General features: G+C 37.9%; 4 protein-coding genes. All 4 read right to left on the bottom strand.

Translation table 11 applies throughout. The annotated features are described in order from the left end of the window. Positions 1-669, bottom strand: a 669-nt coding sequence (locus tag BMX64_RS04315; RefSeq protein WP_091166562.1) for a PorP/SprF family type IX secretion system membrane protein, incomplete at its 3' end; no start/stop codon positions are given. Between the two features lie 219 nt (positions 670-888). Then, the gene (locus tag BMX64_RS04310) at positions 889-15,159 is read right to left on the bottom strand and encodes a T9SS type B sorting domain-containing protein (protein WP_091166496.1); all 14,271 of its coding nucleotides are present in this window, start codon (positions 15,157-15,159) and stop codon (positions 889-891) included. A gap of 286 nt (positions 15,160-15,445) precedes the next feature. Continuing rightward, positions 15,446-18,796: a PorP/SprF family type IX secretion system membrane protein gene (locus BMX64_RS04305; protein WP_091166495.1), complete on the bottom strand. Its 3,351-nt coding sequence runs from the start codon at positions 18,794-18,796 to the stop codon at positions 15,446-15,448. 1 nt (position 18,797) lies between these two features. Beyond that, positions 18,798-20,246, bottom strand: coding sequence for a T9SS type B sorting domain-containing protein (locus tag BMX64_RS04300; RefSeq protein ID WP_091166494.1), 1,449 nt, complete (start codon positions 20,244-20,246; stop codon positions 18,798-18,800). Positions 20,247-20,271 lie beyond the last annotated feature (25 nt).

The following is a 20,271-nucleotide window of genomic DNA, read 5'->3' as shown; positions in this document are numbered from 1 at the left end:
ACTGGCAAACAATTGATAGTATACTGATGGTTCAATCTCTGCCCTGTTATTGCTGTTGTTTTTAAAAACGTATCCGGAATACACCTGATAATTTCTCAAAAGACTCGGTTCTATACCGCTAAAATTGTCAATGTCTTTATCCAGAATATTACTGGCATTGAAACTCAAATAGAAACTTTTGTTTCTATAGAGTAATCCCACATCAAAGTTATTGTTCGAAATAAACCTGTTGTTTGTAATTGCAGGGTCAAAATCAACAGGATCGAGTGCATTTGCATCAATCTTAAAGTTATTGATATTATATGAAATACCAAAAGACAAATACTGTTTGGAATAATAGTCCAGGATGATATGATGGGCAAATGAGGCCTTGGCACCCGTTTGTCTTGTATTTCCATTTTTATCATTGTAAACGGACACACCCACCCCGGATTGATCTGCAATCCTGAAATCAGCATAAATAGATTGATTGTCTGGCGCGTCTTTGATACCTACCCATTGGGTCAATCCATTGGCTCTAATTCTAAGGTTATCTCCAATCCCGGCAAATGTGGGTGCAATAACAAAAGGATTGTCCGCTAAGTATTGTGTAAAAACGGGCAAATTTAGCTCCTGACTGTGGCTCGAAGCTACAGTCAAGAGAAAAAATGATACTATGATTTTTTTCATTTTAATAATTTTATTTTGAGATGACATAAATCATGGCTTAAATTTAATGCAGTATTATGATAAAGCTCTGCATTTCTTTGCCACAGATTTCACAGATTAGCACAGATTAATTCATTACGCAGCTTTAAAAATCTTTTTAATCCTTCCAATCGGTGACAAAACTCTTTTTAACAATTCCGACAATATATCTTTCTGATTATCAAGTCCTTGCCTTTACCATTATCTGTATAATGTGAAGTGTCCAACAAATTCACGTGCATCTTTTGCATCTCTGATTTTTATGACATACCAGTAATCCCCTGAAGGTAATTCATTACCATTGTATTTACCATCCCAGAATTGACTTTCTCTATACGAACCTAATTTTCTACCGTATCTGTCATAGACATAGAATACTAAATCCTTATAGTTAATGGTATTGGTTGGTGCCCAAGTATCATTATTACCATCTCCGTTTGGCGTAAAGACATTTGGTATTTTGATGTCAATAAACTCAAAATATCGGGTAGCTGTTGCCGTACATCCATTTATATCAGTAACGGTAACCGTATAATTTCCTGATTTGTAAATAATAAAATTACTTTGATTCCCGTACGACTCACCGTCTAACGTGTATTGGTAATTTCCACCACCACCTGTGGCAGTAGCTACAATTTCGTTTAAGCCGCCATCCGCAAGGGTCAATGTTAATGGATCTACTTGTACAACATCAAATACAACTTGTTTGATACATCCGTTAGAATGTCTTACGTCTATCGTGTGTTGTCCTGGTGTTACATCAGTAAACACATTACTAGCTTGGAACACTGTTGAACCGTCTAAAGCATAATCCAAATCAGCTGGCAGGTTGCTGGCATCTACCGTAACCGTTACGGAGTTGCTGGCACTATTATTAACACAATCGTAATTTAAAGTCGCCTGTGGGTTTAATGTCACCGCTTCTCCTAAAATCACGGTATGTTCCGTCGTACAATTATTAGCATCACGAACATAAACAACATGCTCACTTCCTGATAAACCAGTAAAATCAAATTGCGTTTGAACTAAAGTTCCCGTAGTATACGTTCCGTTTACATCATCCAGACTTACGCTGTAAGGAGCGTTTCCTCCTGTAACATTAATACTGAATGCACCATCAGCATCACCAGCACATACTTCCGGCATCTCTGTACCCACAATGGTAGTCACAAAAATAGAATTTGGCTCACTAATAACTACTCCAGTTGTGTATATAAAGCAACCGTTCTCATCCTGCACAATATAATCATACGTACCCGGTTTTAAATTATCAAAAACATTAGACTCAAAAAACTGGTTTAAATCCGGTGAAATGGCATATTTTATAATTCCTGTTCCGCCAGAAGCCGTTATCACAATTTTTCCGTCGCCTTCACCTGCACATGTAATATTAGTCACTGCATTGCTTTCTGTTAGTGGGAAATCTGGTTCTGTGATGACCACTGGAACTACAGTTCGTGCCTCACAATCCATACTCACTACATTTACCAGATACGATCCTGCCGGAAGATTCGTGAAATTCCCTGGAGAAGTTTGCACTGGTGTAAATGACAATGCATTACCTGCTCCGTCTAATAAAGTGTAAACATAGTTTCCTAAACCACCTTGCGCCGTAGCAACAATTACTCCTGAATCATCTCCTTTACAGTTGATGACTGCATTTTGAATATTTACATCAATCACTAAAGCAGGAACTGTATCAATCGTGATGTCATTTGATATAAAACTAACACATCCATTGTTATCTCTAATGTAATAATTGTAGGTTCCTACCGGTACAGAGAATGTAGCGGTGTTACCTGTCATCCCTATAACCGTTCCAAAGTTCGAAGTTGTACTGTACTCATACGGTGCAGTTCCTCCTGAAGCAGTTAAGGTAAGTGTCGCATCAACATCACATGAAATTGCTGTGGCCAATGCTAAGCTTGCTGTTACTTTTGCAGGTTCAGTAATGACAATAGCAGCTGATAATGCAGAACAAGTCCAAGAATCAGATACTTGTACCTGATAACTTCCTGCACCCAAGTTTGTAAATGTATTAGATACTTGCGGACCATCAGTAGTTACTGTACCGTTAGTGTAAGTAGTTACTAAACTGTATAAATAATTGCCTGATCCACCTACAGGTAATCCCGCAGTAATCGTAGCGCTGGTATCACCAAAACAGCTTACCAATGTTGTACTAGGTGTTGCCGTGAAAACAATTGGAGCAGGATCTGCTAACGTAACCGTTATAAAATCCACACAGCCTTTACTGTCTCTTACATTTATCGTGTAGGTTCCTGCTGTCAAACCTGCAAATTCTGTTTGAGCTGAATACGCAATATTTTGCGCAGGAGTTGGCCCCACTAACTCAAATTCATACGCACCTGGCCATCCGCCACTAGCAGTTACAGCAATTGTTCCGTCATTATTACCTCTAACACACGTAATTTCAGTATGGGTTTCCGTAATATCCAGTGCCGCTGTAGGACCTGTAATGGTAAAGTTTTTAATTACTGGGCAAGAAGGCGATTGCGATAAAGTTGCTGTTATGGTGTACGTTCCTGCAGCCAAACCTGAAATAGTGATTGGTCCTGCATTTGCAGAAGTTCCTCCAGGTAGTGCATTTCCAAAAGCATCTTCTAATGTAAACGTAAATGCTCCTGCATCATCTCCGTTAACCGGATTCGTTGTAATCAATCGATCTACAAAAGTGACATTCACACTTCCATTAGTTCCAGAGAAACAAGTGACATCCACAACGGTATCAATGGTTAGGTCGAAAGTGTTAGGTTCGTTTACATAGTGTACGCCTTGGATTTCACAGTTCGTATCTAAGTTTTTGACGGTAATCAAATAATTTCCAACTGGTAAATTTGTAAATATTCCATTATTATTAGGAACAGCAGGATAAATAGAACCTGTTGTAGGCACACCTGTAATTGGATCATAGATTACATCTACTAAAGTATATTCTAAATTGGTAGTTCCTATTCCTATTGTTGTAGCCGAAACAGTAATATCTTCTGTTTTAGGAGCACAAGTGATCGGACGCGTAACAGTCACATTCACTTTATCCAACTGTACATAAGGATCAATGATTATTGCAGTCGTTGTAGTACCAACACATCCTTTATCATCATATACATTTACGATATAAGAACCTCCTTTTAAGTCTCCTTCGGTATAGACATTGCTGTCACCAAATTGAACTTGTGTATCAGGAGCTCCCTCTTTAATAAACTCATATTTGTACGTTCCTGAACCTCCTGATACTCCTGTTACCGTAATAATTGCTAAGTTCCCTGTATTGTCAGTAATACAACCGAATTGTACCGGAACTATAGTTGGTACCACAATTGGATCTGGCTCATCAACAATAACGGTTTTAGTATCATCACAACCTCTTCCCGAAGTAACGGTTACCGTATATCCATTGGTATCAGAAGCTGCCAGTCCACTAAATAATGGTGAAGGTTGTGGACCCAAATTTACTGTTGCTCCAGTAATTGACGTTCCTGTTAAGGTAAAAGTATATTGAGGATTATTATTAACAGTCAACGTTGATGTATCCATGTTAACGGTAATCGTACCATCCGATCCGCCGTTACAAGTTACTGGGGTTGGATCTAATACAAAAGCAATGGCTGTATTAGGTAATAACATAATCACGTCTACCGATTTAACACAAACTGGCACTGATGCCATATTTCTCACATAGAAAGTATAAGGAGTAGCACTTGCGGCCAAACTACCAAATACATTGGAAGAACCATAAGTAATACCATCAATACTATATTCATAATTCGCAGGAATAAATCCTCCAGTAGCCGTTAGCGTTACTAAACCATCTGCATTCAAGCAAGTAGATAAGGTAGTAATGTCAGCTTGCAATTGCAATGGTTCGAAAATCGTTACCGGTACAGCTGTTTTTACAATACAATCATTAGCATCTTTTACCCAAACATAATAATCACGAGGAGAGGATACATTAAATGAATCAGATGTTCCAAAACTGATACCATCCAAACTATATTCTAAAGGTCCTACACCTGTACCCACTGCATCGATTGTATAACCCGTTGCAGACGCACATTGACTAGCTACAGTTGCTGTAACTGTTGGTTCTGGATCAACAGAAATGTTAACCGTTACCATATCCGTACAACCATTAGCGTCTTTTACCCAAACTTCAACAGTATCCGATAAAGGTGCTATTTGAGTGGTGGTAAATGTTGCAGTATTTGAAGGTTTAAAATCACCAGCTGGTGGTAATGCTCCTGTTCCATTTAATACAAAAGCATACGTATAATCACGTTTTCCGCCAGCAATAGTAGCATCATCAACAGTAAGTACTGCTCCTGTACTGTTACAATTTTGATTTTTAACGTAAACAATAAGGTTAGTCAAATCTAAAGCCACTGGCTCAGTAATGGCCACAGGATTAGAAGTAACTGAACAACTTGGATAAGTCGTTTGGGCAACCACTACGGTGTAATTATTTCCTGCAACTAAACCGTGTGGAAGTACAAACGGATTAGTTGACGTATTTCCTGAACCTGTAAATGCTGTTGGAACACCACCTAACCATATAATATAATTATAAGGACCGGTATAGTTACCAATATTAATTTCTATAGCACCCGTTGCATTTGTAGCACAATCTACATTTGCAGCGGCACTAGCGGTTACAGTCATCGTATTGAATACTGGAACAGTATACGCATTTGAAATAATACTACAACCCGTTGTATTATCCGTTATTTTAAATTCATAAAAACTTCCTATAGATATGGCGTTGTAATTGAATGAAGTAGCACCAGCAGTAATTGGTACTAACGCACCATAAGTTCCTCCATCAATAGCAACTTGATAGCTAAAATTAGTAGGAGTAGCACCACCAGTAATTGATACATTAATAATTTCTGTAGGAGTAGGAGTAGTACAATCTGCTTTAGTGACTAAACTCGCTACAGCCGACACCAATGTAGGGAATTCCGCAATGGTAACAGGAATAGTACTTACACAATCATTTGCATCTTTTGCATAAAACGTTAGGTTTTGTGGAGCTCCAGTATCTGTTACATTAAAAGCATACCTATTATCAGCCGGTAAACTATTACTTGGGAAATAATTAATACCGTCAGCACTAAAGCTGTAATTACCTGCACCACCGGCTGCACTAACAGTTACAACTGTTACATTAGGTGTATTGGTTGATGAACAAGTAAAAGCAGATACAGAATCTATAGAAGCAACTACAGGCGTTGGATTAATGATATTCTCTGAACCATTGAAAATACATAGTTTATTGTCTCGGACAATATAATTAATTGTGCCGGCACCTAGTCCTGCAAATTCATTAGAATCTTGCCAGTTAGTTCCTCCATCAATACTATATTCATAAGGAAGTACCCCTAATGAAGCATTAATTATCAAAGTAGCATTTGTTGCACCTGCGCAGGTAGGCGGAGTTACTGTTGCAGTTGCAGTTGGAAATACTATGGCAGCTACATCTACAATCGTACTTTCAACTGTACAATTATTTAAATCTGTAATTCTAAATTGATACGTACCGGCTGTTGTTACTGTATATGTAAATGACCTAACATCATTAGCAAAATTAACTGGAGTTCCATAACTTCCACCGTTAATAGCCACCTCGTATCTAAAATCAGGTGTTAGATCTAGTGGAGTAAATAAACCATCTGATACCGTCACCGTAATTAATCCATCTGGCGAAGTCGTACAATCTAACTCTTTGGTACGATCTGCAATTACAGATAATTTTTTAGTCAACGTTACAGTTGCACTATTAGAAGTACAACCATTGGCATCTATCACAACAATTGTTTGAGGTCCTGAACTCAAACCACTAACAGGATAAGGGAAAGAGATCACATCTTCGTAATCGCCTCCGTTTACCGAAATCTTGTATGGACCTACACCAGGTGAAGTTAAAGTTACATCTACTGCAAAAGCTCCTTCAACTGCACAAACATCTAGTACTGTTAAATCAATAACTGGTGAAGGATCTAGTAGTACATTTACCGGATCACCAATAATACAACCATTATTGTCTTTCACCCAAACATAATAACTTCCTGACTGCACATTAAACGTACTAGGTGAATCCCATAAAGGATCATTAGCCGCTGGAGCAGTACTTGAAGTATTTAGAATAAAACTATAAGGAGCAGTTCCCCCATTTGCAAAAGCCACTATTTCACCCGCATTTACATTACAGTTATCATTTTTAGTTGCAGTAACGTTTAAATCCAAAAGAACTGGGGACTCTGTTATGGTAAAAACAGCAGATGCACTAGTACAACCATTGTTCGTTCCACCAACTTCAGTAAAAGTAATATAGTACTGACCTGGCGTTAAGCCTGCCGGAGTTGTTATAGTTGACGGAGCTGCTGTTACTACTGATCCTGTGATTCCGGTAGAAACATTAGTTTGGTTCCTAAATATCTCGTAATTAACAGTAGTTGCATTATAATTATCCAAAGTAAAGGTTACACTACCCGTAGCAGTACCTGTACAAGTCACATTATTCGCCACAATAGGATCAGAAGTTAATGTAGTTACTGGAGGCACAGCACCTGCAGCTGTTTCAAAATAATAACAACCTGTTAAATTATCCCTAACCACAAAGGTATACACCACACCTGGAGTAAGGTTTGTAAAAGTTCTTCGCATATTATCTGGTGACGTAGCACCATCTGGAGCTAAAAAAACACTACTATATGGAAATGCAGCTAAATCGTAAATACCAAACTCATAATTTGGTGTTGGAGGAACAACCGTAGGATTAATACTCACAATTATTGTAGCTCCATTTGTACAGTCGGCTGTAGTAAATAGATTTATATCCAAATCCTCCGGTGGAGCAAGTACTTGTATACCAGTAGTTGTCTTAGAGCAGCCTGTATTGTCAGATACAATTACTTCATAATTACCAAATCCTAAATTAGGAAATGTATGACTTGCACCTGCAAGGTCCGGATGTGTTAAAACTTCACCAGTTGTAAGATTTCTTAAGGTATAATTGAAAGGCGCATTACCGTTTGTAATTGTGTTAACTGTAATTGAACCGGCTACAATCGCAAAACTACAAGTCATATTAACAGGGGTAACCGTATAAATTATCTCACTAGGTTGATTAACAATAGCATTACCATTGAACAAACAACCTTTACTATCTCTTACAACATAAGGATAACCAGTTGCTGGAGAAGCGGCTAAACTAGAATATGAAGAAATTGATGAAAAACCTAAACCATTAAAATTATATTCAAATGGAGCAACACCCGCAGTCGGATTTATAGTTACTGCGCCATTTCCTGATTGGAAACAAGTTAAATCTGTTATTGAGGTTGAAGCAGCAACTGGAGTTGGTGTATTGGTGTTAACAATATTCGTTACTCTAATACAACCATTTGCATCTGTAATTTCAAATTCATAGCTTGCTCCAATATTTCCTGGTGCAGTATATATAAACGGATTTCCTGTAACTGCATTTGGACCACCACTATAAGTACCCGGAACGGTTTTTACTCTATAAGTAAAAGGAGCTATTCCACCAGAAATGGTTACTCTAATAGTAGCTTCTTGTGGTGTTGAGCAACTGATATCTTTAGTTCTAACAGCCGTTACTACTAATACTTCACTTACCGTAACCGTTTCAGTATCTATACAACCAAAAGCATCTCGAACCGTAATAGTATAATTGCCTGGAGCAACGTTAAACGTATTTAATAAAAGCCCAGTTGGAGCGACACCTGTATTGATAGAATAGGTGTAGGTACCTGAACCACCTGTGGCTGTAGCTACAATTTCATTTGTATTTCCTGCAACAGAACATGCATTAGTAACTGTTGGAGTTACTACAAGTGCGGTGTATGATGCAATTGTGAAATTTATTGAACGGGAACAACCATTTACATCTGTAACGGTAGCGGTATAATCACCAGCTGCCAGATTGTTAAAAGTTCTAGTTGTTTGTGTTACAACAGTTGTTGCAGGAGATGGTCCTGTAACGGTGTACGTATTAAATCCCCATCCACCTGTAGTATTGATGTTGATACTTGCTGTTAATGCAGTACACGTAATAGGAGAAATAGTTGGAGCAGTAATAGCTAATGCTGCACTTGGCGCACCAACAGTTACTGATGCCGACACTGTACAACTTGTATTAGTATTAGTAACTACTATTACACGAGGACCCGCCGCTAAACCACTGACTAAAATATCAAATGTAGTTCCTGTAGCTGGTGAAGTTCCTGACCCTGCCGCTAAGCCATCTATGGTATATGAGTAAGGCGTACCATTACCAAATCCACCAACAGTATAACGAACAGATCCGTTGCTCTCGCCAAAACATCTTACATTATTTACCACTACGCCGCTAGCAGTAAGCGTAGGCAATAATGGTACTGAATAGTTTTCAGCAAACGTACAATTTTTAGCATCTCTAACTTCAAAACGATAGGTTACTCCAGGATCTAAACCTGCAAAAGTAGCACCTGCTTGATACGCTGTTGCTGCACTAGCTGGAGCAATAATTCTATATTCTAGAGCTGGCAAACCACCCAATACGCTATTAATTGTAATATCTGTTTTATTAGCTGGACAAGTTACCGCGGTATTCGTAAACGTCATTGCCGTTGGTGGTGTCAAAGCATCAATTACCATAGCTGGTGAAGATGTAAGTGAACATCCTCTGGCATCGGTAACCGTTACGGTATAAGTTCCTGCTACAGACAAATTAGGGAAAATTCCAGTGGTGTTTGAAGCTACTGTTGTGGCACCTCTTGTTAGCACGTATGTAAATCCTCCATTTCCATTTGAAGCCGCAGCGGTAATAGTTGCAGGACCGTCACACGTATAAGGAGTGGTAATACTAGCAGTTAGGGTAATTGGAGTAGGTTCAAAAACAGTCGCAGTTCCAGTAAAAATACATCCTTTATTGTCTCTGATTTGATAAGGGTAAGAAGTTCCTCCCACAGATCCTGACAATGAACCATAGGTTACTGTATTAGAGAATCCTAAACTATTAAAATTATATGTGAAAGGAGCAACACCAGTAAGTGCTTGCAAAGTAACACTTCCGTTGTTTAATGTCTCACAGGTTTCATTGGTCACTATTGCATTACCAGTTACCGCGACTTTTGCATTAATAGTAGCAGAGGTGTTGGTTATACAACCAATAGCATCTGTAATTTGAAATTGATACACACCTGAATCCCCTGTAGTATAGGTAAAACTAGCGCTATTCCCAACAGGTCCAGCAAGAGTTCCTGTAGTCTGTCCCGATGTTAATAGCACCGTAAAAGGCGCCGTTCCACCTGAAATTGTTCCTGTAATCAAAGCATCTGGAGACCCTGGTAAAACATCACAATCCAGATCAGTAGTCACAGGAGCATTAGCTGTTAATTTAGCATTAATTATTTGTTGAGCGGTATCGAAAAAACAACCGTTACTATCTGTTACTCTAAAAATATAATTACCCGTTACAGCCGCAGTATGCGTGAATGTTGGTGTTGTGAATGTCGCACTAGAAGCACTAAAAGTTCCACCGTTTAAACTTGTTTGGTAACTAAATGGTCCGGTTCCACCAGTAATAGAAACATTGATTTGAGCTCCAGTAGAAGGATCAAAACACATCGCCGTGCTTGGATCAACTGCAGCCGATATGGTTGGTACTGCATCAATTGTAATCCCGTAGTCTGTCGGGTTGTTACAACCATTGGCATCGGTAGCTTTTATGAGATAGGAACCAGGAGGTACATTCGTCAAAATTCCATTAGGAGGAAAAGCGGTCACCGTTAAAGGCGCCAAAGTATTTATCAATTCAAATTTATAGGCTGGGGTTCCTCCTGTTGTGGTTCTCGCATCAATGGTTGCTCCAGTAATACAAGTAGCCGCCGTTTTCGTCGCATTAACAACAATTGGATCAGGTTGTGCAATAGTTACTGGAGGAAATTTTTGAGTACAAGCCGTAACGGTTGACCCTACTGGACGAATCGCTACAGTGTACGTATTTGGTGCTAAATTTGTAATTGTATAAGGCGAAGTGGTTAAAACTGTGGTATTCCAAGTCGTTCCGTTATCTAGGGAATATTGGTATCCTGTAACTGCGTCAAAATTAGTGGCGCTAATCGTGATTTCTCCATTGGATAATCCGTTACAGGTTACGTTTTTGAATCCGGTTACGGAACCTGTAAATGCTTTTCCTGTTGGAACTACAACAGTAAAGCTTCTTGTAGTAATACATGATTTCGGAAGTTGGAATACTTTGATATCATCTATCGCCACATCATTACCACTTGTAGCTCTTTTATTAGAACGGATAATAAATCGTAAGGTAGTGTTTGCTCCTGGATTTAGGGTTACTGGAGTTTTAGGATAAACTTCCCATTTTTGGGTTTTAGGAATATCTCCTGTTGCAAACCATGAAATCTCTACACCCGCAGCATTTACCAGAGCTACTCTCAAATCAGCATTTACCTGAGTATTTCCTGTTTTAAGTAAATTCATCGCATAGAGCTCAAAATTTATCGGTTGGTTAGGAATAATATCATTTATAACTTTTTGATATAAAATATCGCTGGTTGCAATTTGATCACCAATATTAACCACCAAACTTCTACCTTTAGGAGTTGGAGGAACTGTCTGAGTAGTATGATCCCCTGGCTGAACCCAAGCCGAAAAAGGATTTACAATATTTGCAGTAACCGAATAATCGCCGTCATTAATAGCTGTGCTTCCCTTGCATTGTGTAGCAACCACCTGTCTCTCAAAACAATAAAAAGCAGTGTTAATCCCAGGAGAAGTAGTGTCATCTCCATAACCAAAATCTTCTTTCAATAAATTACTGTAAGTGGGAACGCTCACTAAATTGTATTCCACTTTTACGGTATGTGTACCCGGAGGTACATTTAAAAATGTATTGGGATTGGTCGTGTTTGGATTTATTGTCCCATCTAAATAATAGTTGTACGTAAAACTGGCTGTACCCGGGTTATTGATGGTCACCGTACTGGTTGCAGTTCCATCACAATTGAAATCTACAGGCGTGTTCACATCAATAACTGGAGCAACAGGTTCTGGTTCAATTATAATATTTGGCATTGGATAAATACATCCGTTGGCATCCTTAATATATACTGTATATGTTCCAGGAGCTTTGTAAGCATCATTGACAGTGGTCCAAGTAGTCTGATTGTCAAAACTGTATTCATATGTAGGCGTTCCCCCTTGCGGATTGGTGATGCGTATTTTTCCTTCTCCGGCAGGGCCACAACCGGCCAATTCAGAAACTCCCGCTGAGGCAGTCAAGGCCGTTGATGGTTGCGTGATGGTAATCACTTTCATGGTGTCTAAGCAATCTACACCATTCAAAGAATATTTTAATATAGTGTTGTACGTTCCCGCTGCAAGATTAGAAATAATTGGTGAACTTCCATACGTTGTTCCGTTATTGATACTGTAGGCTAAAGTATACCCATTAGCATTAGTGACATTAAAATTGATGACTCCTGTGGTATCTCCGTAACAATTTACGTTGGTACCGGTTGGGTTATAAACTGGTTTAGGGACTGCGGCAATTGTAATTGAAGTATTTGCTATACAACCATTATAATCCACAACTCTGATAGTATAATTACCCGCTGTTGGTGTATTAACTACAGCACTATACTGCGCAGTTGTAGAACCATTTACGTAGTACGCATAAGGAGCTGTTCCTCCGATAGGATACACTGTAATTTCGCCTGTTTCACAAGTTAGTGCTTTTGTTTGATTAACAGTAGCTTTTAAAACATCTGGTTCAATTAGTACTATTGTACCTGTTTTTAAACAGCCGTCATCTGTTTTTACTTCATAATCATAACTACCTGAAGACAAATTAGAAAATGTATGATCACTCGCTGCTATAGGCCCAACAGCATTTACTAATGAACCTGATTTGCTAATACTATAAAAATATTGTGCTCGTACATCGTTTGCTGCTAATTTTATCGATCCTTTGTCACCATTACACAAGGGCTGAGAAATGAATTCACTTACAGTAAAATTACGTTGTAGAATATCAATCCCAGGAACTGAAAATAAACAAGGATTGCTAACAATACCTTTTTGTCTAATGTAAACAGTATACGTATTAGCTGTAGTTATAGAAAAAACATTACTGTCCTGGAAAGGTCCTGAAGCACTCAAGCTAAATTCGTAACCGGATGTAGGAACGCCTCCTACAATGATTTCACCAGATGTATTACAAATAATATCTCTGGAAGTAGCCGTTGGGTTTAATAAGTTTTTAAAAACATTAAAGTAGAAAATATTAAAACAGCCACCAGCATAATTGAAAACCACTCTAAATTGTCCGGAAGTATTTGCCGTATAACTTGATCCAGTGGCTATGTTATCCCAAGTACAATCGACTTTTTCATTGGCACAATCATCCGTTCCTATGGCAGTACAACTGGCTTCATTCAGTTTTTGCCAAACAATAGAAATAGCATCTGTAACACCTGTATTTATTAATCTAGTAGCATTGGCACCGCATAAAAATATTTTAGGCAAGTCTTTTCCATTATTTGGACATTGCACCACTTGATCTGCAAATGGTATCACCGGATTTTGCACAGTAGTACCAGAAGGTGAAACCGTAACTACTTGTTTTATTGACCTACAAGGAGCATTCGCAATGTTATTAACATAATAGGTACCAGTTTGACTAACTGTTATTGATTGAGTTGTGCCAATAACAGGTGTGCCTGTAGCACTTGTTGACCAAGAATAAGAATTATATCCATTGGCAGCCGTCAAAACTACACTCGCACCACACAACTGGTAATCTTTAGTATAGATACAATTTTCAACTCCTACTAAAAAGTTGGTTGGGGATGCAGTACCTAAATAGCATTCTCCAAAAGTGGATAAACTAAGTTGATCATCTACCTTAATGTCACTAGTCACTCCTACATAAGTCGCAAAAGCCTGATTCTGGATTTTATCAGAGCAGGCATCACTTAGATCATTACATTCCGGAACAACCTGAACTTTGAATTTAATTATATAACGAGGGTCATTTTTTTCAACTAAATTACTAGGAATAGTAAATACAATAGTTCTTGTAGCAGCGTTATATACATACGTAATCCCAGAACCATTTGGAACAATTATGTTATTAGGGTCAAAATTTATATTAATAGGTAATATATCTTTAATAGTAAAGTTTTCAGCATCATCATTTCCTATATTTTGAAAACCAATAGCATAAAATAATTCTTGCCCTAAAGTTACATTAGCATTACCTATGTTATTAGTTAAGGTAGCATCACTAAAAACTTGTTTTGTAAGTACGATTTTGGGTTCAATAATTTCTAATGAAATCGCATTAAAATAATAGAAATAAACATCTTGATTGCTTCGTAATCCTATAACAGCACTTATGTCATTATTTTTAATGACAGCATTCCCATTGTTATTAATTTCTAAAATTCCGGCATCATACCCCAGCGTATTTGTACTTGCTGGATTACGGTTGATAAAATCCTCTGTTTTACCGTTAGCCGGATCAATATAAGTAACAGAACTATTAAAGAAATTATTTGTCCCTCTAATTGTAGTTCCTGCATTATTCACAGCTGATAGTATAGAACCATTTATAGTCAAGTAATCTCCAGAAATTCCTTGGTCTCCTTCTAAGGACGAAAAAGCAAATTTGGCTCTTACTGGTCCTGTAGGAATTGTTCTGAATCCAGTTACTGGAATATCTAAATTTACTGTAGAACTGATGGCACTAAAACCATCAAAGGAAGTAATTGATTTAGCAGCTAATTTTGGATCTTCATACACAATAAAAAGTGACCAACCTGCAGAAAGACCTGTTCCTCCATTTGTTCCTACTTTAGAAGACACATTAGCAACGGTATATGTTCCCTCTGGAGTTGGGTTTCCGGCTCCAGTTACTAAACTGGTTACATCAGCATAACAGGCATACGGATAACTTGTTCCTATCACATTAGTACCTGAATCATGAATTATTGTACCTACCACATCATTATACCCTCCAGTAGGCATTTTGAATTTAATATCAGTAATAGGAGTTGTACCCTTAGTCACTGCTCCCCAATACAGAGCCGCATATAAAATTTTATAACATGGCGCTGCTGGAGCTGAAGCATTAGGAACGACTAGATTAGCACTACTAGAATTAAAAACACCTGACGTAGCTCCATTATCAATATTGATAAACTGCATATCAAAATCTGAATTAAGATTATCCCCATTATAAGGATTATTAGGTGTTCTGTTATTTGTAGATCTGTTTAAAATGCTATTCCCAATCAATAACATATCTCCTTTAATATCCTTATCAAACCTTGGAGTAAAAGGTTTAAGAGTTTGAGAATAGGATATAAAACTTTGTGAAAAAATAAAAGCAAGTAGGATTACTTTTAAAAAAGTAGTTTTTTTCATGGTATTAATTTATTTGGGTACTTGCTTGATTTTCATTCAAAAAATCGGAATTTATTACAAGCAAATTATGTGGTATTTAAAAAAATTATTATTGCTATTTAATTAAAAATTAACTCCTTATTCCCTTTTAACTTAGGAATAGTAAATGACATCTTTAACGGGAAATACTATCCTAAAACAAGTTTAGAATAGTATCAATCCCAATTCAAAATTTATGATAACCTATTGCATTTTTTGCTATTATTCCTATCTACAGTATTCAATTTTCAGACGCATTATTTTGTTCTTAATTCTCTACGCGCACCATCACCATTTTTCCGTTATAGGGTTTATTGCCTCGGGATTCCAACGTTCTTGTTGCTTCTTGCAGATTATCAAATTTCTCCGAATAAATGAAATAATTCGTTGATTTAACATCATAGAAAAAATTAATTTTTGATTCTCCCGCTGCTATCGTTTTAGTGACAAAAGAATCTCTTTTTGCAACATCAGCATGAACTGCAAGCACTAAATAATAACCTGTTTCCACGTTTTTAATATTCTTAATAATTTGCATATTTGATTGCTCATTACCATAATCAAAATCTTCCGGTTTAAGTTTTACTGTGCTAACTGTTGTCGTTTCTTTAATACGTTTCAACGTCTCTTGATCTTTCTGATACCTACTATCCTCATTTTCAAAATTGGCCTTTTTTATCCTACGTTTTTTCTCTATTTCCGTTTCTATTTTAATTTTCTCTAATGAAGTAATTAAATTAGTATTGGATTGTTCCGCTTTTAATTGTTCCCCTTTCAACAAGTCTATCGTTTTCAAATAGCTTTGCGTAAGTGCATCATTTTTGTTTGGTACTTTTTTAATACGCTCTTCGTATAAATTTTTAAACGTGCTTAGTAATTGATTTTGGCTTTTGTTAACCTGATCTATTTCTGATTTTAAAGATTCCAATGCATTATTTTCAGCGGAAACACTCTTGAATTCTTTTGGAGCACTTGCAATTCCTTTATCACTTAAATCATTCTCGGTTTTTAAGTCTTTCAGTTCTTTTTCTCTTTGATTCACTTTTTCATTCAACTGATTCAATAATTGTAGCTGTGCCTTTCTGGCGTTATCTAATGTTTCCGCTATATTATCCATCGTTTTTGCATTCTCATCTTTTGGTTTTGCATTGGCTTTCGCTCTGGCATCGGCATCAGCTTTGGCTTTAACGTCAGCAGCCAATTTAGCATTTTCTGCATCTAGTTTCGCTTTAGCATCGGCAGCTAATTTCGCTTCGGCGTCAGCTTTGGCTTTGGCATCAGCGGCCAATTTAGCAGTTTCTGCATCTAGTTTTGCTTTGGCATCAGCAGCTAATTTCGCTCTGGCATCGGCGTCAGCTTTGGCTTTAGCGTCAGCGGCCAATTTAGCAGTTTCTGCATCTAATTTCGCTTTAGCATCGGAAGCTAATTTTGCATCGGCATCAGCTTTAGCTTTGGCATCAGCGGCAAGTTTTGCAGTTTCTGCATCTTGTTTCGCTTTAGCATCGGCAGCTAATTTCGCTCTGGCATCGGCGTCAGCTTTGGCTTTGGCATCAGCAGCCAATTTAGCGGCTTCTGCATCTGATTTCGCTTTAGAATCGGCAGCTAATTTCGCTCTGGCATCGGCGTCAGCTTTGGCTTTGGCATCAGCGGCAAGTTTAGCGGCTTCTGCATCTAGTTTTGCTTTAGCATCGGCAGTTAATTTCGCTCTGGCATCGGCGTCAGCTTTGGCTTTAGCATCAGCGGCTAATTTAGCAGCTTCTGCATCTAGTTTTGCTTTGGCATCGGCATCAGCTTTGGCTTTAGCGTCAGCGGCAAGTTTAACAGTTTCTGCATCTAATTTCGCTTCGGCGTCAGCTTTGGCTTTGGCATCAGCGTCCAATTTAGCAGCTTCTGCATCTAGTTTCGCTCTGGCATCCGCAGCTAATTTCGCTTTGGCATCGGCGTCAGCTTTGGCTTTAGCGTCAGCGGCTAATTTAGCAGCTTGTGCCTCTAGTTTTGCTTTGGCATCGGAAGCTAATTTTGCTCTGGCATCGGCGTCAGCTTTGGCTTTAGCGTCAGCGGCAAGTTTAGCAGCTTCTGTATCTAGTTTTGCTTTAGTATCGGCGTCAGCTTTGGCTTTAGCATCAGCGGCCAATTTAGCAGCTTCTGCATCTAATTTTACTTTGGCATCGGAAGCTAATTTTGCTCTGGCATCGGCGTCAGCGGCCAATTTAGCAGCTTGTGCATCTAGTTTCGCTTTGGCATCCGCAGCTAATTTCGCCTTGGCATCAGCGTCAGCTTTGACTTTAGCGTCAGCGGCTAATTTAGCAGCTTGTGCCTCTAGTTTTGCTTTGGCATCAGCTTTGGCTTTAGCATCCGTAATGACCACTGGTTGTGTTTTTGGCACAACTGGTTTTGCGACAGTTGCTGTTTTGGCATCAGCAATAGCTTTTGCTTTAGCGGCAGCATCGGCAGCAATTTTCTCTCTTTTTAATCGATTAGCTTCTAACAAGGCTTTAGCCCTAGCTGCACTCTCTAATCTGGTTTGTGCAATGGCATCGGAAGTAGCCTTGGCATCGGCAAGTACTTTTGCTTTAGCTGCATTGAGTTCATTTTCTTTTTGAATGTCAGCATCCGATTTAACTTTGGCTTGAACAACTGGTTTTGAAGGAGTGACTTTTCGAGATTCTAAAGCAGGTATAATAGCACCTTCTTCTTCGTCATCATCGCTATAACTTCCTTTAAATTTATAAGCCAAGACAATTTCATGGGAGGGTCCAAACTGTGTAAAACTCCCTAATGCTTTTTCATAATTATATTCTAGCGCTATTCTGGAAGTTAGATTGAGTCCTATTCCTGCGGAAACGCCATGAAAACTGTTATACCCAGCTTGTGCCCAAATTCCTTTTGGAATGCTGAACATCATCAATCCGGAAACAATAGTCTGCTCTTTTTTACTTTCGGCTCTTACTAGTCCAGAAAATTTACTTTTGTCAAAAAAACCGTAGCTGTCTATAAAACCAGTATACATTATATGGGCTTGAATGCTTCGTTCTGGATCATCTTGTACCATTTCGGAACTTTGAAGATTATATAATACCGCATTATTAATGGCAAAACCGAAATCAAAAAAAGCAGTCCCATAATTAATGCCCGGACTTAATGTGATCAAAGAATTTGAAGGTATTGTCTCTAAAGAAGGATCAGGATAGTTTGTTACTACCTTTCCGGTGTTAATTCCACTTTTATAAAAACCCAAATTAACCCCAAAGGTCAAGTTGCTGTCTTGCCCTAAATAAACATTTTGGGCAAAATTTGCTATTCCTCCAAATGTAGTCAATACACCATAATTTTGTTGGAATAAGCCTACTGAAATACCTTGATTTTCTCTAAATCGACCGGAATAACTAATTAAATACGTTTGTGGGGCATCTTCAAATTGTACCCATTCTCGTTTGTTAAAAATACTGATATAAGAATTTTGTTCTCTGGCAAAACTAAAAGCTGGATTTATGATAAATTTGTTGAACTTAAGAGAATTCCTAACGGGAATATTAAACGAAGCCACTCCACCTTCTTGAGAATGGAGTACTTGAAGCAAACAGAAAAAAAACACAACGCTTAAAAAAATATTTTTCATGTTACTTGACTACCGTTATAGAACCTTTTTTTACTTTATTATCTTGCGTTGTAATTATGTAATAATAAATTGGATTAACTGATTTAAAATCTAGTGCATTTTCCGGCCAATTATTCTGATAATTATTCGTTTGTAAGGCTATTTCGCCTCTTGAATTTAATAAAAGTATTTCCGTATTTGTACCACTTACATACTCTTGTGGCAATATCCAGGTATCATTGATCCCGTCATTGTTAGGACTGATAAGATTTGGAATCTTAGTAACGTTTGGATCAACAAAAGGAAAGTTGATTACAAAAGGCAACTCTTTTTTGGATATGCATCCGGTAGTTTGTGTAATCGTAAGAGAATAAGTTCCTTCCTCAGTAACATTTAAAGTATTTGAAACTGCTGCTGCAATTAAGGTGTTATCAAAGTACCATTCAAATGTGGGATTATTAGCATCTGTTGTCGCAATGATAGTTTTAGTTTCCCCTTCATTAATTATTGTTGTACTGGATACATTTAAAGAACTGGTAAAAGGTACATCCTGTAAGTTTATGGAAGCACTCGAAGTACAGCCCCCAAAATCTACTTTTACAGAATATTGTCCTGCTATGCTAGTTTGATATTGTTGACCAATTGCCCCTGAAATTGCTACGTCATTATTGAACCATTGATACGAGTTTCCAGCTTGTGTGCTAAGTGTTGTGGGGCCATCCGAAGGGCAAAAAGGGTTGCCTTTACTAGACGTTATTGTAGCAGATACACCTGAAGCTTCTCCTACAGTTACTCTGTTTGAATAAGAATCTGACGTACAAGTACCGTAATTAGTCTCTACATAATAACGCCCTGGCTGGTTCACCGTTAAACTGGCTGTAGTAGCTATAGGAACTAAGCTTGGCTCTTTAAACCATTTATAGGTAAGTGAAGGATATTTCAAAGGAGAATCATTGGTTCCCGTTCCAGGATTGTCTATCGTTAATAAATACGAACCACCTGTACAATAAGTAGCTGTTGCATTAAAATTATTAATAGAAAATTGTGAGTCTTGAATTTTATAATACGCCGCAAAAGCATTTGAAACTGGACTAACCGATGCAGGCGAAGTACTCTTAACTCTTACTTTATAATTCTCACCGCCTGTGCTGGTAGGAACTGAAAAAATAAAAGTCCTTGAAGTAGGGGTCGCTGTTAATGGTTTTTCGGTGGCACTAAGCGTGACTGGTGTAGCAAAATTACCTGCAGCATCCGAAAGTTCTAAAATAAACTGATTCGACGGATCTAAAGCGCCACTAAAAGAAAAGCTAACCTCAAATGCATTAAAGCCAGAATTAGCGCATACTTGAGTAAAACCAATGGCTGGTTTATTAATCGCTACTTGTGCATATAAACAAGTAATTGCTGGTAAAACCAGCAATATAAAAACAACAATATATTTATTAAAAATGGTAGTGGGGCTACATTTCATAATTAATTTTTAGTCTGTTTTTAGC

The sequence above is a fragment of the Flavobacterium sinopsychrotolerans genome, assembly GCF_900110375.1.
Lineage (GTDB): Bacteria > Bacteroidota > Bacteroidia > Flavobacteriales > Flavobacteriaceae > Flavobacterium > Flavobacterium sinopsychrotolerans.
This window is presented reverse-complemented; position numbering and strand designations above follow the sequence as displayed.

Bases quoted from the DNA above. Each gene is read 5' to 3' on its own strand.
- BMX64_RS04310 (WP_091166496.1), bottom strand. From the start codon at position 15,159: ATGAAAAAAACTACTTTTTTAAAAGTAATCCTACTTGCTTTTATTTTT.
- BMX64_RS04305 (WP_091166495.1), bottom strand. From the start codon at position 18,796: ATGAAAAATATTTTTTTAAGCGTTGTGTTTTTTTTCTGTTTGCTTCAA.
- BMX64_RS04300 (WP_091166494.1), bottom strand. From the start codon at position 20,246: ATGAAATGTAGCCCCACTACCATTTTTAATAAATATATTGTTGTTTTT.